The sequence below is a fragment of the Streptomyces sp. NPDC005496 genome (genome assembly GCF_042872045.1).
Classification (GTDB): domain Bacteria; phylum Actinomycetota; class Actinomycetes; order Streptomycetales; family Streptomycetaceae; genus Streptomyces.
Genome location: NZ_JBIAJQ010000013.1, coordinates 41,352 through 67,120, shown reverse-complemented (window position 1 = coordinate 67,120; position 25,769 = coordinate 41,352). Strand labels below are relative to the sequence as shown.

Here is a 25,769-nt window from a genome sequence, read left to right as displayed (position 1 = left end):
CCGCATCCGCCAACCCCCCTGACAACAGCCCCACTTCAGCCTCGGAGCCACCACCGTGACGTCTGAATCCCACTCCCTTACCGGTACGGACGACCCCGCTCTCGGCCCGCCGCCCGGCTGCCCCGCCCACGGAACGGGCCCCGGCGGACTGCGCCGGCTGTACGGCCCCGAGGCGGAGGACCTGTCGGCGCTGTACGAGAAGCTCCGCGCCGAGCACGGCGCGGTGGCACCCGCGTTGCTGCACAACGACGTGCCCATCTGGGTGGTGCTCGGCCACAGCGAGAACCTGCACATGGTGCGCACCCCCTCGCAGTACGCGCGCGACAGCCGCCTGTGGACCGCCGTCCGGAACGGCACGGCGGGCCCCGACCACCCGCTCGCCCCGCACATCACCTGGCAGCCGATCTGCTCCCACGTCGAGGGCGACGAACACCTGCGGCTGCGCGGCGCGGTCACCGGCGCCATGTCGACCATCGACCACCGCGGCATCCGCCGTACCATCAACCGCTCGACCCAGCAGCTCGTCAACGAGTTCTGCGAGCGCGGCAGCGCCGACCTGGTCAGCCAGTTCGCCGAGCACCTCCCGATGGCCGTGATGTGCGACATCCTCGGCATGCCGGAGGAGTACAACGAGCGCATGGTGCAGGCCGCCCGCGACATGCTCAAGGGCACCGAGACGGCCATCGCGAGCAACGAGTACGTCATGGGCGCGCTGACGCGGCTCACCGCGCGCCGCCGGGCCAGGCCCGAGGAGGACTTCGCCAGCCACCTCATCAACCACCCGGCGCGCCTCAGCGACGACGAGATCGGCCAGCACCTGCGTCTCGTCCTCATCGCCGCCTACGAGGCCACGGCGAACCTCATCGCGAACGTGCTGCGCATGGTCCTCACCGACCCGCGTTTCCGCGCGCAGCTCAGCGGCGGCCAGATGACGGTGCCCGAGGCGGTCGAGCAGTCCCTGTGGGACGAGCCGCCGTTCAGCACGGTGTTCGCCTACTTCGCCAAGCAGGAGACGGAACTGGGCGGCCAGCGCATCCGCAAGGGCGACGGACTGCTCTTCGGTATCGCCCCCGGCAACGTCGATCCCCACGTGCGCCCCGACCTCTCGGCGAACATGCAGGGCAACCGCTCCCACCTCGCGTTCGGCGGCGGGCCACACGAGTGCCCGGGTCAGGACATCGGCCGTGCCATCGCCGACACCGGCGTCGACGCGCTGCTGATGCGGTTGCCGGACGTGCAACTGGCTTGCGAGGAGCACGAGTTGCGCTGGACGTCCGCGATCTCCTCGCGGCACCTGGTGGAACTCCCGGTGCGGTTCGAGCCCAAGGCGCAGCAGGACGTGCAGCAGCGTCCCGCCGCGCATCCGGTGCCGGCGCCCCGGCCGGGCTGGCACGTCACGACCGCGCCGCCGCAGCCGCAGCAGGAGGCGCCCGCCCCCGTACCCGAGGCGGCGCCGACCGCGCGGCCGGAGCAGCGGGACCCGGCGCACCAGCTCGGCGCCTGGCAGCGGTTCCTGCGCTGGTGGCGCGGCTACTGAGCCCAGTCGTCGGGGGTGGACCAGGCGCCGAGCACCCGGTCGCTGGTGAACCGGTGATCGTGGCCCGTGACCGGATCGGTGAACTCCAGCGCCCGCGCCAGTAGTTGGAGCGGGCGCCGGAAGTCCCCGGCCGGGACGGGACCGGTCACCACCGGATAGAGCGGGTCGCCGAGGATCGGCACACCCGACGAGCTCATGTGCAGGCGCAGCTGATGGGTCTGCCCGGTGCGGGGGAGGAGCCGGTAGCGGCCGAGACCGGAGCGGTGCTCCAGCAGCTCGATCCGGCTCTCGGCGTTCGGCTCGCCCTCGACCTCGCGGGCGGCGAGCACACCGCGTTCCTTGACGATCCGGCTGCGGACGGTGCGCGGCAGTTCCAGGCCGGGGGAGTACGGGGCCACCGCCTCGTACTCCTTGCTGACCAGCCGGTCGCGGAAGAGCGTCTGGTAGGCGCCGCGCTCCTCGGGGCGCACGGTGAAGAGCACCAGGCCGGCCGTCAGCCGGTCCAGGCGGTGTGCGGCACCGAGCGCGGGGATGCCCAGGTCCCGCCGCAGCCGGGCCAGGACGGTCTCGGCGACGTGGCTGCCGCGCGGGGTGGTGGCGAGGAAGTGAGGTTTGTCGGCCACCACGATGTGCTCGTCCCGGTGGACGACCTCGACGGCGAACGGCACCGGCTCCTCGTCGGGGAGGTCGCGGTGGAACCACACGAACATCCCCGGCACATAGGCGGTGTCGGGGCGCAGGGGCCGCCCGTCCGCCCCGACGATCAGCCCGTCGCCGAGCATCGCGTCGATCACCCCGTCCCCGGCCGCGAGCCGCTCCACCAGGTGCTCGCGCACGGTGGCCCAGCCGCCGCCCTGGGGAAGCCTGATCCGCACGGGGTCCACCCCCGCGCGCTGCGGCAGGGGGGAGGGCGGGATCCGGGGCTTGCGTCTCATCGCGGTCAATCGTACGAGGCGGCGCTGACGCCGCCCCCGACGGACGTGGGCCTCAGGGGCCCCGGGGTCCGAGCCGGGCCCCGGGGTCCGAGGCGAGGGACTCGGTGTGCTCCGGCCGGCCGATGCCGTACCGGGGGACCGGGACGCGTGCCGGGTCCCGGTGTCCGAAGCGGGGGACCCGGTGTCCTTCGCCCGACCGATGCCGTGCCCGGGGACCGGGACGAGTGCCGTGCCCGGGGACCGGGACGAGTGCCGTGCCCGGAGACCGGGACGAGCGCCGGGGCCGGTGTCCCGCCCCGCGGTCGGGTCAGGAGGAGGCCCCCTCCTGCTCCGCCTCCACCCGCGCGTTCCACTCCCGCTTCGATGCCTGCCAGCCGTCCTCGTTGTGGCCGAGCCGCCAGTACCCGGAGATGGACAGGTCCTCGCGCGGGATCTCCAGCTCGACGCGCAGCAGCCGGCGCAGCTCCTTCACGAAGCCCGCCTCACCGTGCACGAAGGCGTGCAGGCGGCCCTGCGGGAACTCCAGGGCGCGCACGGCCTCCACCAGGGCCGCGCCGACCGGCCGGTCACCGCGGTGCAGCCAGACGATCTCCGCGTCCGAGTCGATCTTCTGCTCCTCCTCGGGGCCGGAGACCTCCACGAAGGCCCGGACCTCGGCCCCGTCGGCCAGGGACTCCAGCGCGGCCGCGATGGCGGGCAGCGCGCTCTCGTCGCCGGCCAGCAGGTGCCAGTCGGCGCTCGCGTCCGGGGCGTAGGCACCGCCGGGGCCCAGGAACCGTACCGGTTCACCGGGTTGGACGCGCAGCGCCCAGGGGCCGGCCAGCCCCTCGTCGCCGTGCACCACGAAGTCGAGGGTCAGCTCGCGCTGTTCGGCGTTCCAGTGGCGCACCGTGTACGTCCGGGTGACGGGCCACTGTTCGCGCGGGAACTCCGCGCGGATCCGCTCGATGTCGAACGGCTCGGGGTAGGTGACGCCCTCGGCCCCGAAGAGGAGCTTCACGTAGTGGTCGGTGCAACTGCCGACGGTGAAGTCGGCGAGGCCGTCGCCGCCGAGCACGACCCGCTGCATGTGCGGGGTCAGGCGCTCGGTCCGCACGACACGCGCGGAGTGGGGTTTTGGGGTCCTACGTGCCGGACGCTCTGCCATGACGGCCTCCCAGTCGGTGCTTAGGCTTACCTAAGTTAGCATCTGCCCCCAGTTAACACCTCACTCCTGAAGTGTCGCGAGCAGCCGCTGCAGGGATCCACCCAGACTCCAGCGCGAGGCCAGCGCCGCCACAGCGGACGGATCGCGCGGCGCGTGCGGCAGTGCGGTGTCGACGTCCGGCAGGGGGACGTCCCCGGCGACCCGCACGACCTTGGGCGCCACCTCCACGTAGGGCCGCGCCTCGTCCAGGCGGCGGCGCTGCGACGGCGTCAGCCGGGACTTCGGGTCGTCGACCGCGGCCATGATGCCGGCCAGGTCCCCGAACTCGGCGAGCAGCTTCGCGGCCGTCTTCTCCCCGATGCCGGGGACGCCCGGCAGCCCGTCGCTGGGGTCGCCGCGCAGCAGCGCCAGATCCACGTACCCGGCGCCGTCGACCCCGTACTTCTCGCGCAGCCACGCCTCGTCGGTGAGCTGGAGCGAGGCGACGCCCTTGAGCGGGTACAGGACGCGGATCCCCCGCTCGTCGTCGACCAGTTGGTACAGGTCGCGGTCGCCGGTGACGATGTCGACCGGGCCCGTGGCGCGCCCGGCGAAGGTGCCGATCACGTCGTCCGCCTCGTACCCCTCGACGCCCACGCGGGCGATGCCGAGCGCGTCGAGCACGGCCTCGATGACGGGCACCTGCGGCGACAGGGTGTCCGGCACCTCCTCCTCGTCCGGGCCGAGCGTGCGCTCCTCGGCCACGCGGTGCGCCTTGTAGGAGGGGATGAGGTCGACCCGCCACTGGGGGCGCCAGTCGGCGTCCATGCAGGCCACGAGGTCGTCCGGCCGGTGGTCCTTGACCAGGCGGTCGATGAAATCGAGGAGTCCGCGCACGGCGTTCACCGGGGTGCCGTCCGGTGCCTTCACCGAGTCGGGGACCCCGAAGTAGGCCCGGAAGTACAGGGAGGCGGTGTCGAGCAGCATCAGGCGTCTGGTCACCCTCCGCATCATGCCGTACGCCACCGACAGTCACCGGCCGTGCGGAGCCCGGTGTCCGGCGGGCGCCCTACACGGGAAACGTGTACGCCCTGTGAACTGAACCACTCCGGCGTTTGGTCCGCATAAGCAAGGGCAGGTGCCGGGCCGGAGCGAAGCCGGTCGTATGTTCAACAACTGCTGACGAATGCCATCCGGTCGAGCGGACGGAATCCGCCTCGCTCCACGGCCCGCCGGCGGGGGAGGCGGGCCGTCGTGGTTCGACATGAGAGGCGCCCGTGGCATCCAGGCTAGAAGCGGAACATCTGTACAAGGTGTTCGGCAGACGACCCGAAGACGCGGTGGAACGGCTCCGTTCGGGAGCCGACCGCGAGGAACTGCGTGAGGACGGCGCCACCGCCGCCGTCATCGACGCCTCGTTCACGGTGGAACCGGGCCAGATCTTCGTGGTCATGGGCCTGTCCGGGTCGGGCAAGTCCACGCTGCTGCGCATGCTCAACGGGTTGCTGGAGCCGACCTCCGGACACGTGCGCTTCGACGGCCAGGACCTGACGGGGCTGAGCCCGCGGGCCCTGCGCGAGGTCCGTTCGAAGAAGATCAGCATGGTCTTCCAGCACTTCGCGCTCTTCCCGCACCGCAGCGTCCGCGAGAACGCCGCCTACGGCCTGGAGGTCCAGGGCGTGCCGGGCGCCGAACGCAGGGAGCGCGCCGCGCAGGCGCTCGAGATGGTCGGCCTCGCCGGCTGGGAGGACTCCTGGCCCGACGAGCTGTCCGGCGGCATGCAGCAGCGTGTGGGTCTGGCCCGCGCGCTCGCCACCGACGCCGATCTGCTGCTGATGGACGAGTCCTTCAGCGCGCTCGACCCGCTGATCCGGCGTGACATGCAGGACCAGCTGACCGAACTGCAGAAGAAGCTCAAGAAGACCATCGTCTTCATCACGCACGACCTCAACGAGGCCATGCGACTGGGCGACCGGATCGCCGTGATGCGCGACGGCCGCATCGTCCAGACCGGCACCGCCGAGGACATCCTGGTGCGCCCCGCGAACGACTACGTCGCCTCCTTCACCCAGGACGTCGACCGCTCCCGGGTGCTCACCGCGGAATCGGTGATGGACACGGACGTACGCGGCGACGAGGCGGACTGCTCCTGCGAGACCGCCACGCCCGACACCTCGTTCACCGAGCTGTGCGCGATCAGCGCCCGGCTGTCGCACCCGGTCGCGGTGCTCGACGGCGAGCGCGGACTGGTCGGGGTCGTGCCCCGGCAGCGGCTCGTCGGCTTCCTCGGCGACCAGCAGGGTGAGCCCGCGTCCTGCGGCGCCCCGGGCGGCACCGGCGTCCAGGTGGTGACGGCCGGTGCCTAGGATCCCCTTCGGCGACTGGGTCAACGACGCGGTCGACTGGCTGCTGAACCACATGTCGTGGCTGTTCGACTTCCTCAAGACCGTCTTCCTGGGCGCCTTCGACGGCATCGACGCCGTCCTCCAGGCCCCCGAACCGCTGCTCCTCGCCGGCATCTTCGCCGTGATCGCCTTCTGGCTGCGCGGGACCTCCGCCGGTGTCCTCACCTTCGTGGGCTTCGCCTTCATCGACTCCCTCGAACTGTGGGAGGACGCGATGGTGACGCTGTCGCTCGTCCTCGTGGCGACGCTCATCGCGCTGGTGATCTCCGTGCCCGTGGGTATCTGGGCGGCGCGTTCCGACCGGGTCAGCGGACTGGTCCGGCCGGTCCTCGACTTCATGCAGACGCTGCCCGCGATGATCTACCTCATCCCGGCGATCCTCTTCTTCGGCACCGGCGCCCCCGCGGGCATCGTGGCCACCCTGATCTTCGCGCTGGCACCCGGCGTGCGGATGACGGAGCTCGGCATCCGCCAGGTCGACAAGGAACTGGTCGAGGCCGCCGACGCGTTCGGCACCACACCCGGCAACACCCTGCTGCGCATCCAGCTGCCCCTGGCGCTGCCCACCGTCATGGCCGGCGTCAACCAGGTCATCATGCTGGGCCTGTCCATGGCCGCCATCGCCGGCATGGTCGGCACCGGCGGTCTCGGCGGCGACGTCAACGAGGCCATCGGCCAGCTGAACGTGGGCCTCGGCTCCGAGGCCGGTGTCGCCATCGTCATCCTCGCCATCTACCTGGACCGCATGACGAGCGCCCTGGGCACCCAGGTCTCGCCGCTCGGCCGCCGCGCCGCCGCCAAGCTGCGCGCCGCGCGCGGACTCACCGTCTGGTCCTACCGCCCGCGCCCGGCCGTCGCCGTCGTCGGTGTGGTCGTGCTCGCGCTGGTCGCGGGCGGCATGGGCGTCTTCGGCGGGTCCGGGGACAGCACCACCGCCGCCTCCGACGGCAAGAACGTCGGGCAGGGCAAGAAGATCACCATCGGCTACATCCCCTGGGACGAGGGCGTCGCCTCCACCTTCCTGTGGAAGGAGATCCTGGAGAAGCGCGGGTACGACGTCGACACCAAGCAGTTCGACGCGGGACCGCTCTACACCTCCCTCGCGCAGGGCGACATCGACTTCCAGACCGACTCCTGGCTGCCGACCACGCACGCGGAGTACTGGAAGAAGTACGGGAAGCAGCTCGACGACCTGGGCTCCTGGTACGGCCCGACGTCGCTGGAGCTGAGCGTGCCCGCGTACATGAAGGACGTCGACTCGCTGGCCGACCTCAAGGGCCGGGCGGACGAGTTCGGCGGCAAGATCACCGGCATCGAGTCCAGCGCCGGGATGATGGGCCTGCTCAAGAGCAAGGTGCTCAAGGAGTACGGGCTCGACAAGGAGTACAAGGTCGTCGACAGCTCCACGCCGGCGATGCTGGCCGAGCTGAAGCGCGCCTACGCCAAGAAGAAGCCGGTCGTCGTCACCCTGTGGTCGCCGCACTGGGCGTACAGCGACTACCGGCTGAAGAAGCTCAAGGACCCCGAGGGCGCCTGGGGCAAGGGCGACGGGGTGCACACCCTCGCGCGCAAGGGCTTCGCCCAGGACGACCCGGTCGTCGCCAAGTGGCTCAAGAACTTCCGGATGACCGAGAAGCAGCTCACCGGGCTCGAGGCGGAGATCAACAAGGCGGGCAAGGGCAGGCAGCAGGACGCCGTGCGCGCCTGGCTGAAGCGGAACCCCGGTGTCGTCGACAAGCTGGCCCCGGTCAAGAGCGCGTCCGACGCCCCGGCCGAGGCGAAGCGCGCGGTCAACGTCGCCTGGTTCCCCTGGGACGAGGACGTCGCCGTCACCTACCTCTGGAAGAACGTCCTGGCCCGGCGCGGCTACACGCTGAACCTCAAGCAGATGGACGTCGGCCCGGTCTACACCGGCCTCGCGAGCGGTGACCTGGACGTCAACTTCGACGCGTGGCTGCCCTACGCGCAGAAGAACTACTGGGACAAGCACAAGGACGACCTGAAGGACCTGGGCACCTGGTACGAGCCCACGTCGCTGGAGGTCGCCGTGCCCTCCTACGTCAAGGGCGTGAAGTCCCTGGAGGACCTCAAGGGCAAGGCGGGCACCTTCGACGGGAAGATCATCGGCATCGAGCCGGGCACCGGCGAGATGAACCTCCTCAAGAAGAAGGTCCTGCCCGGCTACGGCCTGGACAAGGAGTACAAGGTCGTCGACGGCTCCACGCCCGCGATGCTGGCCGAGCTGAAGCGCGCGTACGCCAAGAAGGAGCCCGTCGCCGTCGTCCTGTGGTCCCCGCACTGGGCCTACAGCGAGTACGGCCTCACCAAGCTGAAGGACGACAAGAAGCTCTTCGGCGAGGGCAACACGATCCGCACCATCTCCAGCGAGAAGTTCCCCGCGCGGTATCCGCAGCTCACGAAGTGGATCAAGGACTTCAGGATGAGCGAGGACGAACTCGGCAGCCTGGAGGCGGAGATCAAGGACCGCGGCCAGGGGCACGAGGAGGACGCCGTCGCCGCGTGGCTGAAGGAGCACCCGGACATGGTGGAGCGGATGGCGCCGCAGTAGTCGCGAGCTCCGCGCCCGGCTCCGGCCGGTGGTGAGGGGTGGGTTTCGCCGCACGGTCCCGTGCGTGTGGCGAAGCCCACCCCTCACGGCGTTCCCGGGGCGCGGGAGTCTCCGTACGCTCGACTCCGCCCGTACGCCCGCCCCTGTGAGAAGCCCGCCGTGACCGCACGTCCGCCCAGGTCCGCGCTGCTCGCCGCCCTCCTCGCGGTACCGGCGGCCGTCGTGCTGCTGCTCGGCCCGCTGCCCCACACCGGCGCGCGGGCCGTGTCCGGGGCGGCCTCGCGGTTCGTGGAACTGGCCGGGGACGTGCGCGACTCGGACGGCCACACCTACGGCACCCGGGACGGCACGGGCCGCACGATGGACGCCGCGCAGATCGTGCAGGCACCCGGCGGCGGATACCTCGCCGTCCACCACACCGCCCTCGCCGACGGCCGGTTCCACGCGGCGCTCGCCACCTCGGCCGACCTGCGCACCTGGACCCGCCGGCACGACTTCGGCGCCGGGACGAGCCAGCCCTCCCTCGCCCCCGACGACCGTGGCGGCTACGTCCTCGCCTACGAAAAAGATCCGGACAACCACATAGCGGTACGCGGCTACCGGACCCGAGCGGCGCTGCCGGCCGGTGACTTCGACCGGTCGTTCGACGCGCCGCGCACCCTGTCCCGCTGCGCCGAGGGCACGCCGGACGTCACCTCGGTGCGCGGCGGCACGGGCCGGCTGACCGGCCACTACCGCGCGGCGTGCGACACCGACCGTCAACTGAGCGCCGTGCTCACGGACTTCACCTCCTGGCGGGCCCGTCCCGACCAGCGGCTCGACCGCGCCCTGGAGTCCTGGGGGACCGGCGGCAACATAGGGGACCGCTCCCGGCTCCGGCTCGACGGCGCCGTCCTCGTCCTGATCGAGGGCCAGCGCCACCGCGGTGACTTCGGGAGCTGGCGGACGTACGCCTACGATCCCGCCACCGGACGGGCCGGCCGGCTCAGCCCGCGCACCCACGGCGGCAGCCGCGCCTTCGCCAACCCCTCGGCGACCCTGCTCACCGGTCCGAGGGGCCGCCCGGCGCTGCTGGTCAGCGTTTTCGTCCCTCAGGAGGGGGCGGCGCCGGGTGAGTCGGGACAGCTCCTCTATTGGCGCGAACTGTGACCCCGGGCGTCCCCCGGCATGACGGCGATGTGACGGCCGCGTGAAACGGTTTGCCGAACATGCGTAGGGTGCAGACAACTCATCAGAAGCAGCGCGGTGAGAATCGGCCGGAAGCGGTGGACCGACGAGCGTAGGAGGGAGCCGGAGCTATGGGCGACCACAAAGAACAGCCCCTGCGGGTGGGCGCGGCCGTCCGGCGGCGGCGCCGGGCACTGGAGCTCACCCTCGCCGTCGTGGCCGAGCGCAGCGGCCTGTCGGTGCCCTTCCTCAGCCAGGTCGAGAACGAGCGGGCCAGGCCCAGCAGGCGCAGCCTGGAGCGGGTGGCCGGCGCCCTGGACACCACCGCGGGTGAACTGCTCGCCGCCGCCGACCCGGCGTGCAGTGTCGACGTCGTGCGCGCCGACGGTGCCGAACTCACTCCCGAAGCCCATGTGCGCCCCCTGGTGCGCGGTCACCACCAGTTGCACGCCACGGAGTTCACCGGCGACCACGACGCGGGCCGCGAACTCCAGCATCGCAACGACCAGTTGATGTACGTCGCGGACGGCGCCGTGGAGGTCGAGGCGGAGGGGCGGGCGCACCGTCTCGGACGCGGCGACACCCTGTACCTGACGGGCGGCGTGCGGCACCGGTGGCGGGCGACCGTGCCGGACACGCGGGTCGTCGTCGTGGCCGTCGCCGACCACATCGACCCGCTGGAGGACCGGCACGCCTTCGGTGGCCGTTGACCCGGGCCGTCCGTCCGTTCTTCCGCCGTCCGCGGAACCCTGTGAGGAGACGCCTGTCATGACCGGGTCCCGGGGCGCGGTGACCCGCGTGGTCTCGCTCGTGCCCTCGCTCACGGAGGCCGTCGCCGAGACGCTGCCCGGCGCCCTCGTCGGCGCCACCGACTGGTGCACGCACCCGGCGGGCCTCGACGTCGCCCGGATCGGGGGCACCAAGAACCCCGACGTCGACACGGTCCGCCGGCTCGCCCCCGACCTGGTCGTCGCCAACGAGGAGGAGAACCGCGAGCCCGACCTCGCCGCCCTGCGCGCCGCCGGCGTCGAGGTCCTGGTCACCGAGGTACGCGACGTGCCCGGCGCCTTCCGTGAACTGGACCGCGTGCTGCGGGCCTGCGGGGCGAAGGGGCGCCCGCGATGGCTCGACCAGGCGGAGGCGGCGTGGTCGGAGCCGGACCTGCCCGGGCCGCTCGCCTCGTCCGGCGGCCCGGCACGCCGTACGACGGCCGTCGTGCCCGTCTGGCGGCGACCCTGGATGGTGCTGGGCCGGGACACCTTCGCCGGGGACGTGCTGGCCCGGCTGGGCGTGGACCACCTGTACGCGGCGCACGCGGAGCGCTATCCGCGTGTCCCTCTGGAGGAGCTGCGGGAGGCGGACCCCGACCTCGTGGTGCTGCCGGACGAGCCCTACCGCTTCACGGCCGAGGACGGGCCCGAGGCGTTCGCGGGGACGCCCTGCGCGCTCGTCAGCGGGCGCCATCTCACCTGGTACGGGCCCTCGCTGGCCGAGGCCCCGCGGGTCATCGGCGAGGCGCTGCGAGCAGCTCGCCGCTGACCAGCCCGCGGCCCGTCCGGACGGCCGCCACCGCCCAGGCCGCCACGAGCAGCGCGTACAGGGCGACGGCGAGGGCGTCGAACGCGAGCAGCCCGGTGCGCCGGGCGAGCCCCTCGGCGCCCGTGACGCACGTCCCCACCGGGAAGGTGAACGCCCACCAGGTCATGGTGAACCGCATGCCCCGGCGCCGCGCCCGCAGCACCATCGCGCCGGCCAGGCACAGCCAGAGCAGGGCGAAGCCCATGACCGGGACGCCGTACAGCACCGCGAGGACCCCGAGGCCCCGCTCGTACGGGACGGGGACGGCACCGGGGGCGTACCGGGCGAACTTGTCGGCGGCGGTCGTGGACTGGCCGAGCGGGCCGAGGACCAGGAACAGGGTCGGGGTCAGGGCGAGCGGGAGCGGACCGGCGGACAGCAGGCGGGCGAAGACCAGCGGGAGCAGCAGGGCGGTGGCCAGCAGGCTCAGGCCGAACATCGCGACGCAGGCGAACAGGAGGCTCTCCCGGGCCTGCCCGGGCGGTAGGTGGGGCACGAGGAGCGGGCCCGCGGCGGCGGACACCATCGGCGCGACGACGGGCAGCAGCCACACCGGTGTGGCCGTGCCGGGGGCGGCCCGGTGCCGGGTCACCATCAGGTACGGCACCGCCACGGCCGCGGCCAGACCGACGGCCGTACCGGCGGTGAACAGCACGGCGTCCAGGGCGAGCGCCGCGCCGGTGCCGATCCAGTCCTCGCCGACGACGAGCGCGCCGCCGCCCACCGCGACCAGGGCCATCGCCAGGCAGCCGTAGAACGGCGCCATCGCGGGGTCGAGGAGGTGCGCGCGAGCCTGGTCGCGGTGGTGGACCCAGTGCAGGGCCCGGGCGCCGAGCAGGACGGCGAGCGCGATCAGCGAGAGCGCCCAGACACCCGTGCAGGCGGTCCGCAGTCCGGGGACGTCCCCGGGGAGCCCCGCGCCCGCCGTGGCCACGATCGCCGTCCCCATCACGCACGCGTACCAGTTCGGCCCGAGGTGCCGGACGGCGACCGCCCGCGGGCGGCGGGACTCGGCGGCGGGGAGGAGCGCGAGGGGCTGGGCTGCGGTGACCATGGGTCCACGGTGCCGCCGGGACCGGCCCCCCACCAGGGACTATGCGTCTATGAGGGCATAAGCTGGGTTTATGGGCGAGGAGCGTGGGCGTGGTGGAGATGGCTGAGGAGCCGCAGTCGGCGGGCGGGACGGCGCAAGCGGCCGGCATCGCGCACCGGGTGCCCGACCTCGGCGCGCTGGAGCTGCTGCTGGCCGTGGCGCGGCTGGGCAGCCTCGGGCGGGCCGCCCGTGAGGTGGGCATCACGCAGCCGGCCGCCAGCAGCCGGATCCGATCCATGGAGCGGCAGCTCGGCGTCGCCCTGGTGGACCGCTCGCCGCGCGGCTCGCGCCTGACCGACGCCGGGGTGCTGGTCACCGACTGGGCGCGGCGGATCGTCGAGGCGGCGGAGGCGTTCGACGCGGGCGCGCAGGCGCTGCGGGGCCGCCGTGACTCGCGGCTGCGGGTGGCGGCGAGCATGACGATCGCCGAGTACCTGCTGCCGGGCTGGCTGATCGCGCTGCGCGCCCAGCGTCCCGACACGGCGGTGTCGCTGCTCGCGGGCAACTCGGCGGCGGTCGCCGAACGGCTGCTGGCCGACGAGGCCGACCTCGGGTTTGTGGAGGGGCTGGCGGCTCCGGCCGGGCTGGACTCGGTGGTCATCGCGCACGACGACCTCATCGTGGTGGTCGCGCCGAGCCATCCCTGGGCGCGGCGGCGTGCCCCGCTCGCGGCGTCGGAGCTGGCGGCGACGCCTCTCATCCTCCGTGAGAAGGGCTCGGGCACCCGCCAGGTCCTCGACGCGGCGCTGGGCGGGCTGGCCCTGCCGCTGCTCGAACTGTCCTCGACCACGGCGGTCAAGGCGGCGGCGGTGAGCGGCGCGGGCCCGGCTGTGCTGAGCGAACTCGCCCTCGGTGAGGAGCTGTCCTCCCACCGCCTGGTCGGCATCCCGCTGGCCGACGTGCGGCTGCACCGGTCGCTGCGCGCGGTCTGGCCCACGGGCCACCGCCCGACGGGCCCGGCGAGGGACCTGCTGACCCTGACCCGGAGCCGCGCCTAGGGGGTCTCCGGAGCCCCGCCGCCCAAGGACCGCCGAGCGGCGTCCCCGGCCCCACGAAGCTCCCGTCGGACCGGCTGCCGGTGGCCCCGGGGGCGGCGTCGTGCTCGCCGCGCCGGTGCTCGCCGCCGTCCGGGCCGTGGCGCACGGGGCGCGCGGCGGCAGGGCGAGCGGACGCGCCTGACGGGCCGCGTCCGCCGCAGCACGGAAACGGCCGTGGCGTCCTTCCTCGTCAGGGGTGGCGCCACCGGCCGTCTCGGGCGTCGCGGACGGTCCGGCTCGGCGCCCGTCGCTCACGCGGACGCGGCCCGCACCAGGGCCCGCATCACGCGGGGGTCCTCGCCCATCTCCGGGTGCCACTGCACCCCGAGCGCCCAGGAACCGCCGGGGAGTTCGACCGCCTCGATCGTCCCGTCGTCCGCGTGGGCCGAGGCGATCAGGCCCTCGGCGAGGCGCTCCACCGCCTGGTGGTGGTAGGCCGGTACGGAAGCGGGCTCGGGTACGGCGTCCGCGTAGCGCGTCCCGGGCACGGGCCACACCTCGTGCTCCCCGAAGACGCCGACGTCCTTCACGTGCCCTTCCAGGTGCTGCACGAGGGTGCCGCCGAGGGCGACGTTCAGCAGCTGCATCCCCCGGCAGATCCCCAGCAAAGGGGTCCCGGACGCCAACCCGGCCTCGATCAGGGCGAGTTCCCAGGCGTCCCGGGCAGGCGCGGGCGGCCCCGTGAGCGGGGAGCGCTCGGCGCCGTAGCGCGCGGGGTCGACGTCCGGGCCGCCCGCCACGACCACCCCGTCCAGACGGGCGACGGTCTGCGCGGCGTAGGCCGGATCGTCCGGCGGCAGCATGACGGCGAGCCCGCCCGCCTGCCGCACCAGACGCGGATAGCCGTCCGGCAGCAGTACGGCGTCGAGCGTCCACACGCCCCAGCGCACGCCGGTCTCGTAGTACGTACTCACACCGATCAGCGGTCTGCCCACGCTGCTCTCCTCGTGCCGTGGTGCGGCGGGGCCTTCCCGCACGGAGGGGACGCATGCTCCGGGATTCAATGGAGCACGTTCATACCTTTGCGGGACGGACGGAGGTAAAGCAAGTCCTGGCGGGGTTCCGGTGGATCACGTGAGGAAGCCGCGCAGCAGGGCCGCCGTCCCCGCGCAGTGCTCGCGCATGATCTCCCGGGCCGCGTCCGCGTCCCCGTCCAGCACGGCCTCGACCAGGGCGATGTGCTGGCGCTGCGAGTGCTCAAGGTTGCGCACCAGCAGGGGGATGCAGTCGAGCAGGTCGTTGAGACTCGCCCGTACGGCCGCGTACCGGGCCGTGAGCGAGGGGGAACCGGACAGCTCGGCGAGCGTGAGGTGCAGCAGGGTGTCCAGCCGCCGGTACTCCGCCAGCGGGGCGTCGTGCGTGCCCGCCAGCGCCCCGCGCAGCCGGGCCGCCTGCTCCGCGGTGAGGCCGTGAGTCGCGCACAGCCCGGCCGCGCCCACCTCAAGGACCTCCCGGAAGCGCAGCACGTCCTCGATGTCGACCGCCCGGCTGCGGCGGCGCAGCTCGTCCTCGCCGGCCGCGTCGGCGCGCGCCCGTACGAACGTGCCGCCGTACCGGCCGCGCCTCGACTCGACCAGCCCCTCGTCCTGGAGCACCTTCAGCACCTCGCGCAGCGTCACCCGGCTGATGCCCAGCCGCTCCGCCAGCTCCCGCTCGGCCGGCAGCCGCTCGCCGCCGGGCACCAGGCCGAGCCGGACGACCTGGAGGATCTGTTCGAGCGCCTCCTCGAAGCCGTTGCCCGCCCGCACCGGCCGCAGCACCGGCGTCAGCCGGTCCGCGAACCCCCCCGCGTCACCGCCGGAATCCGTCTGCGGCATCCGGTCGTGCCCCCTTCCCAAGCAATGGTTCTCCGCAATACCTTATGGCTTCCGGCTGACCGAAGGAGGCCCTTCCCGTGGCAGACCGCACACCCCCGCTCGCCGTCGAGGAGCTGCACGCCCTCGTCGCGGGCGGTGAGATCGACACGGTCGTCCTGGCCTTCCCCGACATGCAGGGGCGGCTCCAGGGCAAGCGGTTCGCCGCCCGCTTCTTCCTCGACGAGGTCCTGGAGCACGGCACCGAGGGCTGCAACTACCTGCTCGCCGTCGACACCGAGATGAACACGGTCGAGGGCTACGGCATGTCCTCCTGGGACCGGGGCTACGGCGACTTCGCCATGCACCCGGACCTCGGCACCCTGCGCCGGGTCCCCTGGAACGAGGGAACCGCCCTGCTCATCGCGGACCTCGCCTGGGAGGACGGCTCCCCGGTGGTCGCGGCACCGCGCCAGATCCTGCGCCGCCAGCTGGAGCGGCTGGCCGGACTCGGCTACACGGCCCAGGTCGGCACGGAGCTGGAGTTCATCGTCTTCAAGGACACCTACGAGCAGGCCTGGGACGCGCACTACCGGGGACTGACACCCGCCAACCAGTACAACATCGACTACTCGGTCCTCGGCACCGGCCGCATCGAACCCCTGCTGCGCCGCATCCGCAACGAGATGCAGGCCGCCGGGCTGACCGTCGAGTCCGCCAAGGGCGAGTGCAATCCAGGCCAGCACGAGATCGTCTTCCGGTACGACGAGGCGCTCGTCACCTGCGACCAGCACGCCGTCTACAAGACCGGGGCCAAGGAGATCGCCGCCCAGGAAGGCGTCTCCCTCACCTTCATGGCCAAGTACAACGAGCGCGAGGGCAACTCCTGCCACATCCACCTCTCGCTCGCCGACCAGGACGGCGCCAACGCCATGGCGGGCGACGGGCCCGGCGGGATGTCGCCCCTCATGCGGCACTTCCTCGCCGGCCAGCTCGCCGCGCTCCGGGACTTCTCGCTGCTCTACGCCCCCAACATCAACTCGTACAAGCGGTTCCAGCCCGGCTCCTTCGCGCCGACCGCCGTCGCCTGGGGCCACGACAACCGCACCTGCGCCCTGCGCGTCGTCGGTCACGGCCGCTCGCTGCGCTTCGAGAACCGGCTGCCCGGCGGGGACGTCAACCCGCACCTGGCCGTCGCCGGACTCGTCGCGGCCGGCCTGTACGGCGTCGAGCACGAACTGGAGCTGCCGGAGCCCTGCGCGGGCAACGCGTACGCGGCCGACTACGACCATGTCCCCACCACCCTGCGCGAGGCCGCCGAGCTCTGGGAGAACAGCCCCATCGCCCGCGCCGCCTTCGGCGACGAGGTCGTCGCGCACTACCGCAACATGGCGCGGGTCGAGCTGGACGCCTTCGACGCCGCGGTGACCGACTGGGAGCTGCGCCGCTCCTTCGAACGCATGTGAGGCCCGCCTTGTCCCACACGTCCGACCAGCACGCGGGCCACGGCGCCGGCGACACGCTGAAGGTCCTGAACCCCGCGACCGCCGAGGTCGTCGCCACCGTCCCGGCCGCCACCGCCGAGGACGTCGACGCGGCCGTCGCGCGGGCCACCCGCGCCCAGACCCGCTGGGCGGCCCTAGCGCCGGGCGAACGGGCGCGCCTCCTGCGCCGGTTCGCGGCGGTCGTCGACGGCCGTCTCGAGGAACTGGCCCGGCTGGAGGTCCGCGAGGCCGGTCACGTCATCGGCAACGCCCGCTGGGAGGCGGGCAACGTCCGCGACCTCCTCGACTACGCGGCCGGGGGAGTGGAGCGGCTGACCGGCCGTCAGATCCCGGTGCCCGGCGGCCTGGACGTCACGATCCTCGAACCGCTCGGCGTCGTCGCGGTCATCGCGCCGTGGAACTTCCCGATGCCGATCGCCGCCTGGGGCACGGCTCCCGCGCTCGCGGCGGGCAACGCGGTCGTCCTCAAGCCCGCCGAGACCACCCCCCTCACCGCCCTGCGGCTTGCCGAACTCGCCCTGGAGGCGGGCCTGCCCGAGCATCTCTTCCAGGTCCTCCCCGGCAGGGGCCCGGTCGCGGGCAACGCACTCGTCGAGCACCCGGGCGTCGCCAAGGTCGTCTTCACCGGGTCGACGGCCGTGGGCAAACAGGTGCTGGCCAAGGGAGCCGCCCGCCTCAAGCGCGTCACCCTCGAACTCGGCGGCAAGAGCCCCAACATCGTCTTCGCCGACGCCGACATCGAGGCCGCCGCGGCCGCCGCTCCCATGTCCTTCCTCGACAACTCCGGCCAGGACTGCTGCGCCCGCACCCGCATCCTCGTGCAGCGCTCCGTGTACGACCGGTTCCTCGAACTCCTCGCCCCAGCCGTCGAATCCGTGACCGTCGGCGACCCGGCCGACGAGCAGACCGCGATGGGCCCGCTGATCTCCCGGACGCAGCTGGACCGCGTGCGCTCCTACGTCCCCGCCGACGCCCCCGGCATCCGTGGCAAGGCGCCCGAGGGCCCCGGCTTCTGGTTCCCGCCGACCGTCCTCACCGGCGTGGCCGCGGACGCCCGGGTGGCCGTCGAGGAGGTCTTCGGACCGGTCGCCGTCGTCCTGCCCTTCGAGGACGAGGTCGACGCGGTACGCCTCGCCAACGCCACCGACTACGGCCTGGCGGGCTCCGTCTGGACGCGGGACGTCGGACGGGCGCTGCGCGTCTCGCAGGCCGTCCGCGCCGGCAATCTGTCCGTCAACTCCCACTCCAGCGTCCGCTACTGGACTCCCTTCGGCGGTTTCAAGCAGTCGGGGATCGGCCGTGAACTCGGCCCCGACGCCCTCACCGCCTTCACCGAGACGAAGAACGTCTTCATCAGCACGGAGGGCCCCGCACAGTGACCGCATCGACTGACGCACCCGTCTGCCGCCGTCTCGTCGGCCGTACCGCCGTCGTCACCGGCGCCGGCAGCGGCATCGGACTCGCCACCGCGCGCCGGCTCGCCTCCGAGGGCGCCCACGTCGTCTGCGGCGACATCGACGAGACCCGCGGCAAGGCGGCCGCCGAGGAGACCGGCGGGATCTTCGTGAAGACCGACGTCACCGACCCCGACGAGGTGGAGGCGCTGTTCCGGGCCGCGTTCGACACCTACGGCTCGGTCGACATCGCCTTCAACAACGCGGGCATCTCCCCGCCGGACGACGACTCCATCCTGGAGACCGGCCTGGAGGCCTGGAAGCGGGTCCAGGAGGTCAACCTCACCTCCGTCTACCTCTGCTGCAAGGCGGCCATCCCCTACATGCGCCGCCAGGGCAAGGGCTCCATCATCAACACGGCGTCCTTCGTGGCCCGGATGGGCGCGGCCACCTCGCAGATCTCCTACACCGCGTCCAAGGGCGGCGTCCTCGCCATGTCCCGCGAACTGGGCGTGCAGTTCGCCCGCGAGGGCATCCGGGTGAACGCCCTGTGCCCAGGCCCGGTCAACACCCCTCTGCTGCAGGAGTTGTTCGCGAAGGACCCGGAGCGGGCCGCGCGCCGGCTCGTGCACATCCCCGTCGGACGCTTCGCCGAGGCGGACGAGATCGCCGCGGCGGTCGCGTTCCTCGCCAGCGACGACTCCTCCTTCGTGAACGCCACCGACTTCCTGGTCGACGGCGGTATCTCGGGCGCGTACGTCACGCCTCTCTGACCGGGCCGCCCGGCCGGTGTACGGTCCACATTCCATGCGATACCGACACGTCCTCGCGTGGACCATGGTCGCGGCCGCCGCGCTGGCGGCAGCGCCCGCCGCCGGCGCGGCACCGGCCGACCCGCGTCCCGCCTGCCCGCAGCTCTCCCGGCACCTGCCCTGGTACGGCGACAACCGCGCCCACCTCCAGCAGGTCGTCGACGAGCGGGGCAGCTGCGCCGGGCGGGGCGGCCACCCCGTCGCCGCCTTCGACTGGGACAACACGGTCACCAAGAACGACGTCACCGACGCCACCATCTCCTGGGCCCTGCGGCACGACCGGATCCTGCGCCCGGAGAGCTGGCACGACACCAGCGCGTGGCTCACCGACGCGGCCGACAGCGCCCTCACCGAGGCCTGCGGCACCGACGTGCCGGTGGGCGCGCCCCTGCCGACCTCCACCCGGCCCCGCTGCACCGACGAGATCCTGGAGATCCGCGAGGGCGGCAGGACCATGAGCGGCGCCGCCGCCTTCGCCGGGCACTGGAACCACCGGCGCACCGTGCCCCAGTACGCCTGGGTGCCCCAGCTGTTCGCCGGGCACACCGTCGCCGAACTCTCCTCGTACGCCCGCAGGGCCCGCGCCGAGGCGCTCGCGGCACCCGTCGGCGCGACCCGCACCCTGGGCACCCACACCGTCCCGGCCTACGTCCGCTACTACGACCAGCAGCGCGACCTGATCCGCACCCTGCGCCGCGCCGGATTCGACGTCTACATCGTCTCCGCCGGCTCCGAACCCGTCACCGAGGTCTGGTCGCGCGGCGTCGGCGTCGACGCTCGGCACACCATCGCCATCCGGTCCGTCCTCGACCGGCACGGGCGGATCACCACCTGGAACCAGGGCTGCGGCGACGTACCGGAGAACCGGGGCGAGGCCATCCCGTACATCGACGGCAAGCGCTGCTGGATCAACCAGGAGATCTACGGCGTCGAGGGCGCCGCGGCCTGGGAGCGCCAGGACCGGCGGCACCGCCCGGCCGTCGCCGGCGGGGACGCCGACACCGACGTCACCTTCGTCGGCGACGCCACCGGCGCGCACCTCGTCCTCAACCGCAACAAGAGCGAGGTCATGTGCCGGGCGTACGACGACGCCGACGGGCGCTGGGTGGTGAACCCGATGTTCATCGACCCCCTTCCGCCGAAGCCGGACCCCTACCCGTGCTCGACGAGCGCGTACAACGGGCCGGACGGCAGCCGCGGACCCGTCCTGCGGGACGACGGCTCGGTCGTGCCCGACCAGGAGGACACCGTCCACTGAGCCCCGTGTACCGGTGTCCGCGTCACGTCCTAGAGTGCCGGGATGAGCATGACGCCCCCGCCCGGCTGGTACCGCGACCCGTCCTACCCGCTCACCGAGCGCTGGTGGGACGGGACCGCGTGGACCGACCACCGGCGTCAGCCGGAGGCCCTCCCCGAGCCGCTGCCGGCCCCGGGCGGCGGCTCGCGCCGTGGCCGGGTCGTCGCGCTCACGGCGGCGGGGGCCGTCCTGGTCGCCTCGATCGTGACGGGCGCCGTGCTCCTCGGCCGGGACGACGACGGCGGCGGGACGCAGAGCAGGACCGCGCCGGGCAGCGCCTCGCCCACCCCCGCCCCCACCGGCACCTCCCCGAGCCCTTCCGCGAGCACGGCCGGTGACCCGACCGTCGTCGTGGACGAACTCAACGGCATCACCCTGCCGTTGGTGGACGGCTGGGTGAAGGCCGAGAACGTGTCCGAGGACGACGTCGTCATGACCACCCCGGGCACCTACGACTGCCCCGGCGACCCCGGTCTGTGCCGGCACGGCCGCGTCGTCTCGCGCACGGTCACCTCCAACGACGAGAAGTCGCCCAAGGCGCTCGCGGAGAACGACATCGAGGAAGCGGCGAACAACGCCTACGACCGCGACCAGTTGGACAAGCGCCCGTTCCGCGGCATCACGTCGCACGAGCTGGTGAAGGCCGGTTCGGTCGCCGTCGCGGGCCGGGCCGGGTACTTCGTGCGCTGGCGGGTCAGGACCGGCGTGGGCCCCGGCGGCTACGTGGAGTCGCTGGCCTTCCCCTCCAGCACCGGCTCCCAGTCGCCGGTCATCGTCCGCTTCGCCTTCGACGCCGGGGACGAGGGACCGCCCGTCTCCGACATGGACGAGATCACCAGGGGAATCCGGCCGGTCGGGGACGCGGACACCGGCGGGGGAGTGGGCAGCAGCATCGGACCGGGCCGGTAGGGCTCGGCGGGTCTAGTCAAGTGCCCGTTGGGTACGCCGAGTTGACCAGCCCTGGCCGTGCCGGACAGAGCCGGTCCGAGCCGGGGTCGCGCCCGGGCCCAGATCACGCCAAGTCACATCACGCCAAGTCACATGACGCCTAGTCGCATCACCAAGTCGCGTCAGGTCAGAGGAAGGTCTGCCCTTCCCCGCGGTACGTCGGGACGGTCGCCGTCACGGAGTCGCCCTCCACGAGGTGCAACTCCGCGAACCGCTCGCACAGTTCGCCGGCCTTGGCGTGCCGGAACCACACCTTGTCGCCGATGAGCAGATCGTCCGCGGGCGAGCCCAGCAGAGGCGTCTGCACCTCGCCGGGTCCCTCCTGGGGGTCGTACCGCAGCCCCTCGGGCAGGTACGGGACCGGCAGCCGGTCGGCGCCGGGGGCACCCGACGCCGGATAGCCGCCGCCCAGCACCGTGACGATCCCGACGCCCGGCCTGCGGACCACCGGCTGCGCGAACAGGGCGGCCGGACGACCGCTGAACGACGTGTAGTTGTCGAAGAGACGCGGCACGTACAGTCCCGACCCCGCCGCGATCTCGGTCACCGCGTCCTCGGCCGCGGTGTGCTGCACGCTGCCCGTGCCGCCGCCGTTGACGAACTCCAGGCCGGGCGCGACGGCCCGCACCGCCCGCACCACGTCGGCGCGCCGCTCCGCGAGTTCCCTGCGGGCCGCGGCCTGCATGAGCCGGATGGCGCGCGACCGCACCGGCCGCCCGGCGAGCGAGTCGCCGACCCCGGCGATGTGCCCCTCGTACGCCATGATCCCCACGAGCTCGAAGCCGGGCCGCCGGACCACCGCGCGGGCCATCTCGGCGACCTGGGCGGCCGAGTACAGCGGCGAGCGGCGTGCCCCGACCCGGACCCGGCCGCCGAGCAGCTTGAACGAGGTGTCCAACTCCAGGCAGACCCGGACGACTTCGGTGCCGCCCTGCCGCGCGGCGTCGATCAGGTCGAGCTGTGCGGGGTCGTCGACCATGACGGTGACGGCTCCCGCGAGCTTCGGATCGCCGGCCAGTTCGGCGTAGCCCTTCCGGTCGGCCGAGGGGTAGGCGAGCAGGACGTCGTCGAAGCCGGAGCGCGCGAGCCACAGGGACTCGGCCAGCGTGAACGACATGAGGCCCGCGAATCCGTCCCGTGCCAGGACCCGTTCGAGGAGGCCGCGGCAGCGCACGGACTTGCTGGCGACACGGATCGGTTTGCCCGCCGCCCGGCGGACGAGGTCGTCGGCGTTCGCGTCGAAGGCCTCCAGGTCCACGATCGCGACGGGGGCGTCGAGGTGAGCGGTGGCCCGGTCGTAGCGGGCCCGGTCTGCGGCGCGGACGGTCATGCAGGAAGCCTGCCAGACAGGATTACCGCAGGGTAGGGGGACGTTCCGGGCAGATGCCCCGGGCCTGCGGACTGGTTCCCGCCGGGCCCGCGTCAACCCGTAGAGTGACGCGCACGCAGGGAGGAACGGCCTTGCCCGGGCCGGTCGCGGCCGGGGTGACGGTGCGTCCGCACGGGTATGCCTGACCGTGCCGGACGGGCTCCTCCCGGCACGTGTGAAGCGACCCGCACGATCTCCGCCGCGGGCCGATGGCCCGGGACGAGGAACGGGGGGTGCATGAGCACGGAAGCGCGCCGCGCGTCCATTCCGCCGCGCCCGCCGTCGCCGCCCCGCTTGCCGGCGCCTCCCGGCGAGGACTTCACCGCGGACGACACCCCGGCGCCGACGCCCGGCGCGGACTCCGCCGTCCCGCCGATGCCCTCCTCTCGCCCCGGCGCCCCGCGCCGCCCCGGCACGGCGGCGACCCCGCCCCCGCCTCCCTACCGTCCCCGCACCCCGGCACCCGCCTCGGGCGGGACCGCCGAGCCGGGCCACCGACCCGCCCCCGCCCCCGGAGACCCGTCCGGACCCGGGCCGGGCCACCGACCCGCGCCCGCGCCGGGAGACCCGTCCGGTCCCGGCAGGCGCCCGGCGCCCGCCCCGGGGTCCCCGTACCGGGCGCCCGCCTCCGGGAGGACGTCCGCGGGAGACACCGCCGCCCGTCGGCCCGCCTCCGCCGACGGACCGCGGGCGCCGCGGAGCCGTCCGGAGACCGCGTCGACCGGCACCCCGACCACCCCGCCCCCTCCGCCGGCCTCCGCACGCTTCCCCGACGCACCCCCCTCGGCCGCCGCCGGGAGCGACCCCCGCCTCCGCCGGAACGGCATGCCGGCGGCCCCCGCCGCGCCGCCCCGGCGTACCGCCGTACCCGAGGACGCCCCCGGCGAGACCACCCGGCGCCTGCGTCCCCTGCGCGACCAGGGGCCCGGCGACGCTGCCGCCCCGTCCGGGGCCGTTCCCGCCGCCCGCCGTCCGGACCCCGCGCAGGGGCGCCCCCACGTGTCGTTCGGGGAGCCCGAGACGTACGACGACACCGCGCGCCCGCAGGGCCGCACTCGGCCCCGGACCCTCACGGCCCTCGCCTGCGTCGTCCTCGGGCTCGGGCTCATCGGCGGTGCCGCGACCGGGAGCTGGCTGACCGGGGACAGCGCTGCGGAGGCCGGATCGCCGGGCGCGTTCGCGGCCGCCGGGAACCTCTGGCACGGCATCCCCGTCGACGCGCTCTTCCCGCCCACCGTCGACGGCGACGGCGCGGGACCCGGCGGCGCCGACCGCACGTGGACCCGGATAGCCGTCGCCCCCGACAGCGGCTGCAAGGACGCCTTCGACCCGCTGCTGCGCAAGGCCCTCGCCCCCGTCGGCTGCCTGCGGCTCCTGCGCGCCACCTACACGGACGCCACCCGCAGCCACGTCACCACCGTCGGGCTGCTGTTCACGAAGGCCGACGCCGCGGGCATGACCTCCCTGGAGAACCGCTTCCGGCGGGAGCGCCTGGACCGGCGCACCGACCTGATGCCCCGCCCGTACGCCGCGAAGGGCACCCCGGCCGAGGGCTTCGGCGACCGGCAGCGCGCCTCCTGGACGGTGTCGGTGCTCACCGACGCCCCCGTCGTCGTCTACGCGGTCTCCGGATTCGCCGACGGCCGCACCGTCGCCACCCCGCAGCCCGCGCCCGACGCCACCCGGTCCGGGGCCACCACGGCCCCCGCCCAGGCCGGCCTCGGCCACGAGGCGCAGGGCCTCGCCGACCGCGTCGAGCGCGCCCTGCGCAAGAAGGTCACCACGGTCACCAGGAGGCCGTCGTGAACCGCGCCTCCGGCCGCCTCCTCACCCTGCTCCTCGCCGGCTCGCTGGCCCTGCTGCCGTCCACCGGCGCCCACGCCGACGGCATACGGGCCCAGCAGTGGGCCCTCGACGCCCTGCACACCGAGCAGGCCTGGCGCACGACCAAGGGCGCCGGGATCACCGTCGCCGTCCTCGACACCGGCGTCGACGCCCGGCACCCGGATCTGGCGGGCAACGTGCTCACCGGCAAGGACATGGTCGGCTTCGGCGCCCGCCGCGGCGACCGGGCCTGGGCCCGGCACGGCACCGCCATGGCCGGCATCATCGCCGGCCACGGACACGGCGCGGGCAACGGCGACGGCGTGATGGGCATCGCTCCCGAGGCGAAGATCCTCCCCGTCCGCGTCATCCTCGAAGACGGCGACTCCGCCCGCGGCAAGGCCCGCAACACCCGCGGCAACGCCCTCGCCGAGGGCATCCGCTGGGCCGCCGACCACGGCGCCGACGTCATCAACCTCTCCCTCGGCGACGACTCCAAGTCCGCCCACCCCGAGCCCGCCGAGGACGAGGCGGTGCAGTACGCGCTGAAGAAGGGCGCCGTGGTGGTGGCCTCGGCCGGCAACGGTGGCGAGAAGGGCGACCACATCTCGTACCCGGCCGCCTACCCCGGCGTGATCGCGGCCACCGCCGTCGACCGGGTCGGCACCCGCGCCCCGTTCTCCACCCGCCGCTGGTACGCCACCGTCAGCGCCCCCGGCGTCGACGTCGTGATCGCGGACCCCGACGACAGGTACTACGAGGGCTGGGGCACCAGCGCCGCCTCGGCGTTCGTCTCCGGAGCCGCCGCGCTGGTCAAGGCCGCCCATCCCGGGCTCGCCCCCGCCCAGATCAAGCAGCTCCTGGAGGACACCGCCCGCAACGCGCCCGACGGCGGCCGCGACGACTCCCGCGGCTTCGGCTTCATCGACCCCGCCGCCGCCATCGAGGCCGGCGGCCGGCTGAAACCGGAGGGGCTGCGCTCGGCGGCGTACGGACAGCGGTACTTCGGCCCGGGCCCCGACGCCGCCGAGGACGACGACTCCTCCGGCTGGGCGGGACCGCTCGCCGGCGGCCTCGGCGCGGTGCTGCTCGCCGCCGCGGTCGTCCTGTGGCGCGGCCGCAGGACCACCCACGGGTACGACTCCTAGGGCCTGTCGTTTGGATCAGGTCGGTGTCGCGGGGTCTGGCACGCACATCTGCGGCGTTGTCGTCGGTCGCCGACTCCCCCACTCTCGGCTCCGCTCGAGCGGGGGGACCCCCATCGCTTCGACTCCCTCCTCCGCCTTGCAGCTGCACGCACCAGACCCCGCTCGGGTCGGCCGGGACGAACCGTCTGTCACGGCCGACCTGATCCAAACGACAGGCCCTAGGGCCCGAGCG

21 protein-coding genes are annotated in these 25,769 nt (G+C 73.6%); 14 read left to right on the top strand and 7 right to left on the bottom strand.

Going from position 1 to position 25,769, the window contains the following annotated elements:
- Positions 1-55 precede the first annotated feature (55 nt).
- Positions 56-1,537: a cytochrome P450 gene (locus ACFYQQ_RS33080; protein ID WP_355782030.1), complete on the top strand. Its 1,482-nt coding sequence runs from the start codon at positions 56-58 to the stop codon at positions 1,535-1,537.
- Here ACFYQQ_RS33080 and ACFYQQ_RS33075 read toward each other — a convergent pair.
- From ACFYQQ_RS33075 to ACFYQQ_RS33065, 3 genes are all read right to left on the bottom strand, one after another.
- The gene (locus ACFYQQ_RS33075; protein ID WP_355782027.1) at positions 1,531-2,472 is read right to left on the bottom strand and encodes an RluA family pseudouridine synthase; all 942 of its coding nucleotides are present in this window, start codon (positions 2,470-2,472) and stop codon (positions 1,531-1,533) included. The two genes, ACFYQQ_RS33080 and ACFYQQ_RS33075, sit on opposite strands and share 7 nt — an antisense overlap.
- Positions 2,473-2,779: 307 nt before the next feature.
- A complete protein-coding gene (locus tag ACFYQQ_RS33070; protein ID WP_355782024.1) occupies positions 2,780-3,619 on the bottom strand; it encodes a siderophore-interacting protein in 840 nt (279 codons plus the stop codon).
- A gap of 60 nt (positions 3,620-3,679) precedes the next feature.
- Complete coding sequence (locus ACFYQQ_RS33065; RefSeq protein ID WP_355782048.1) at positions 3,680-4,609, bottom strand: 5'-3' exonuclease; 930 nt, start codon at positions 4,607-4,609, stop codon at positions 3,680-3,682.
- Positions 4,610-4,875: 266 nt separating this feature from the next.
- On the opposite strand from ACFYQQ_RS33065, the gene ACFYQQ_RS33060 reads away from it, so the two are divergent.
- From ACFYQQ_RS33060 to ACFYQQ_RS33040, 5 genes are all read left to right on the top strand, one after another.
- Complete coding sequence (locus ACFYQQ_RS33060) at positions 4,876-5,964, top strand: glycine betaine/L-proline ABC transporter ATP-binding protein (protein WP_355782022.1); 1,089 nt, start codon at positions 4,876-4,878, stop codon at positions 5,962-5,964.
- Positions 5,957-8,572 (top strand): ABC transporter permease/substrate binding protein, encoded by a 2,616-nt coding sequence (locus ACFYQQ_RS33055; RefSeq protein WP_356172587.1) that lies wholly within the window; start codon positions 5,957-5,959, stop codon positions 8,570-8,572. Before ACFYQQ_RS33060 ends, ACFYQQ_RS33055 begins: the two co-directional genes overlap by 8 nt.
- Positions 8,573-8,731: 159 nt before the next feature.
- Positions 8,732-9,721: a hypothetical protein gene (locus ACFYQQ_RS33050; protein WP_355780192.1), complete on the top strand. Its 990-nt coding sequence runs from the start codon at positions 8,732-8,734 to the stop codon at positions 9,719-9,721.
- Between the two features lie 149 nt (positions 9,722-9,870).
- Positions 9,871-10,449, top strand: a complete 579-nt coding sequence (locus ACFYQQ_RS33045; protein WP_356172590.1) for an XRE family transcriptional regulator — start codon at positions 9,871-9,873, stop codon at positions 10,447-10,449.
- Positions 10,450-10,507: 58 nt separating this feature from the next.
- Complete coding sequence (locus tag ACFYQQ_RS33040; protein ID WP_388906298.1) at positions 10,508-11,278, top strand: helical backbone metal receptor; 771 nt, start codon at positions 10,508-10,510, stop codon at positions 11,276-11,278.
- Here ACFYQQ_RS33040 and ACFYQQ_RS33035 read toward each other — a convergent pair.
- Positions 11,244-12,371 carry a TDT family transporter gene (locus tag ACFYQQ_RS33035; RefSeq protein ID WP_388906295.1) on the bottom strand — a complete coding sequence of 376 codons (1,128 nt, stop codon included), beginning with the start codon at positions 12,369-12,371 and terminating at the stop codon, positions 11,244-11,246. The genes ACFYQQ_RS33040 and ACFYQQ_RS33035 overlap by 35 nt on opposite strands.
- A 98-nt stretch (positions 12,372-12,469) precedes the next feature.
- On the opposite strand from ACFYQQ_RS33035, the gene ACFYQQ_RS33030 reads away from it, so the two are divergent.
- On the top strand, positions 12,470-13,408 hold the full coding sequence (locus ACFYQQ_RS33030; RefSeq protein ID WP_356172624.1) for a LysR family transcriptional regulator: 939 nt from the start codon (positions 12,470-12,472) through the stop codon (positions 13,406-13,408).
- Between the two features lie 290 nt (positions 13,409-13,698).
- Here the strand turns inward: ACFYQQ_RS33030 and ACFYQQ_RS33025 are convergent, their stop codons facing one another.
- Complete coding sequence (locus tag ACFYQQ_RS33025; RefSeq protein WP_388906292.1) at positions 13,699-14,382, bottom strand: gamma-glutamyl-gamma-aminobutyrate hydrolase family protein; 684 nt, start codon at positions 14,380-14,382, stop codon at positions 13,699-13,701.
- A gap of 135 nt (positions 14,383-14,517) precedes the next feature.
- Positions 14,518-15,264, bottom strand: coding sequence for an FCD domain-containing protein (locus ACFYQQ_RS33020; RefSeq protein ID WP_355786110.1), 747 nt, complete (start codon positions 15,262-15,264; stop codon positions 14,518-14,520).
- Positions 15,265-15,341: 77 nt separating this feature from the next.
- Here ACFYQQ_RS33020 and ACFYQQ_RS33015 point away from each other — a divergent pair, with 77 nt between their 5' ends.
- From ACFYQQ_RS33015 to ACFYQQ_RS32995, 5 genes are read left to right on the top strand one after another with little or no spacing between them, the layout of a single operon-like run.
- Positions 15,342-16,706, top strand: coding sequence for a glutamine synthetase family protein (locus tag ACFYQQ_RS33015; protein WP_355786107.1), 1,365 nt, complete (start codon positions 15,342-15,344; stop codon positions 16,704-16,706).
- Between the two features lie 8 nt (positions 16,707-16,714).
- Positions 16,715-18,124, top strand: a complete 1,410-nt coding sequence (locus ACFYQQ_RS33010) for an aldehyde dehydrogenase family protein (protein WP_355786105.1) — start codon at positions 16,715-16,717, stop codon at positions 18,122-18,124.
- Positions 18,121-18,912: a 3-oxoacyl-ACP reductase gene (locus ACFYQQ_RS33005; RefSeq protein WP_356172605.1), complete on the top strand. Its 792-nt coding sequence runs from the start codon at positions 18,121-18,123 to the stop codon at positions 18,910-18,912. Before ACFYQQ_RS33010 ends, ACFYQQ_RS33005 begins: the two co-directional genes overlap by 4 nt.
- A 34-nt stretch (positions 18,913-18,946) precedes the next feature.
- Positions 18,947-20,209, top strand: a complete 1,263-nt coding sequence (locus tag ACFYQQ_RS33000) for a haloacid dehalogenase-like hydrolase (RefSeq protein WP_356244281.1) — start codon at positions 18,947-18,949, stop codon at positions 20,207-20,209.
- A gap of 42 nt (positions 20,210-20,251) precedes the next feature.
- Positions 20,252-21,157 (top strand): DUF2510 domain-containing protein, encoded by a 906-nt coding sequence (locus ACFYQQ_RS32995; protein ID WP_388906286.1) that lies wholly within the window; start codon positions 20,252-20,254, stop codon positions 21,155-21,157.
- A 166-nt stretch (positions 21,158-21,323) separates the two neighbouring features.
- Here the strand turns inward: ACFYQQ_RS32995 and ACFYQQ_RS32990 are convergent, their stop codons facing one another.
- Complete coding sequence (locus tag ACFYQQ_RS32990; protein ID WP_388906283.1) at positions 21,324-22,526, bottom strand: amino acid deaminase/aldolase; 1,203 nt, start codon at positions 22,524-22,526, stop codon at positions 21,324-21,326.
- Between the two features lie 864 nt (positions 22,527-23,390).
- On the opposite strand from ACFYQQ_RS32990, the gene ACFYQQ_RS32985 reads away from it, so the two are divergent.
- Together ACFYQQ_RS32985 and mycP are read left to right on the top strand one after the other, a co-directional pair.
- Positions 23,391-24,371 (top strand): hypothetical protein, encoded by a 981-nt coding sequence (locus ACFYQQ_RS32985; protein ID WP_356244289.1) that lies wholly within the window; start codon positions 23,391-23,393, stop codon positions 24,369-24,371.
- The gene (mycP, locus tag ACFYQQ_RS32980) at positions 24,368-25,537 is read left to right on the top strand and encodes a type VII secretion-associated serine protease mycosin (protein WP_355795320.1); all 1,170 of its coding nucleotides are present in this window, start codon (positions 24,368-24,370) and stop codon (positions 25,535-25,537) included. Before ACFYQQ_RS32985 ends, mycP begins: the two co-directional genes overlap by 4 nt.
- Positions 25,538-25,769: the final 232 nt, after the last annotated feature.

Excerpts from the sequence above, each read along its gene's own strand:
- ACFYQQ_RS33075 (WP_355782027.1), bottom strand. The coding sequence starts at position 2,472 with ATGAGACGCAAGCCCCGGATCCCGCCCTCCCCCCTGCCGCAGCGCGCG.
- ACFYQQ_RS33070 (WP_355782024.1), bottom strand. The coding sequence starts at position 3,619 with ATGGCAGAGCGTCCGGCACGTAGGACCCCAAAACCCCACTCCGCGCGT.
- ACFYQQ_RS33065 (WP_355782048.1), bottom strand. The coding sequence starts at position 4,609 with ATGCGGAGGGTGACCAGACGCCTGATGCTGCTCGACACCGCCTCCCTG.
- ACFYQQ_RS33045 (WP_356172590.1), top strand. The coding sequence starts at position 9,871 with ATGGGCGACCACAAAGAACAGCCCCTGCGGGTGGGCGCGGCCGTCCGG.
- ACFYQQ_RS33040 (WP_388906298.1), top strand. The coding sequence starts at position 10,508 with ATGACCGGGTCCCGGGGCGCGGTGACCCGCGTGGTCTCGCTCGTGCCC.
- ACFYQQ_RS33035 (WP_388906295.1), bottom strand. The coding sequence starts at position 12,371 with ATGGTCACCGCAGCCCAGCCCCTCGCGCTCCTCCCCGCCGCCGAGTCC.
- ACFYQQ_RS33030 (WP_356172624.1), top strand. The coding sequence starts at position 12,470 with ATGGCTGAGGAGCCGCAGTCGGCGGGCGGGACGGCGCAAGCGGCCGGC.
- ACFYQQ_RS33020 (WP_355786110.1), bottom strand. The coding sequence starts at position 15,264 with ATGCCGCAGACGGATTCCGGCGGTGACGCGGGGGGGTTCGCGGACCGG.
- ACFYQQ_RS33000 (WP_356244281.1), top strand. The coding sequence starts at position 18,947 with ATGCGATACCGACACGTCCTCGCGTGGACCATGGTCGCGGCCGCCGCG.
- ACFYQQ_RS32995 (WP_388906286.1), top strand. The coding sequence starts at position 20,252 with ATGAGCATGACGCCCCCGCCCGGCTGGTACCGCGACCCGTCCTACCCG.
- ACFYQQ_RS32990 (WP_388906283.1), bottom strand. The coding sequence starts at position 22,526 with ATGACCGTCCGCGCCGCAGACCGGGCCCGCTACGACCGGGCCACCGCT.
- ACFYQQ_RS32985 (WP_356244289.1), top strand. The coding sequence starts at position 23,391 with ATGCCGGCGGCCCCCGCCGCGCCGCCCCGGCGTACCGCCGTACCCGAG.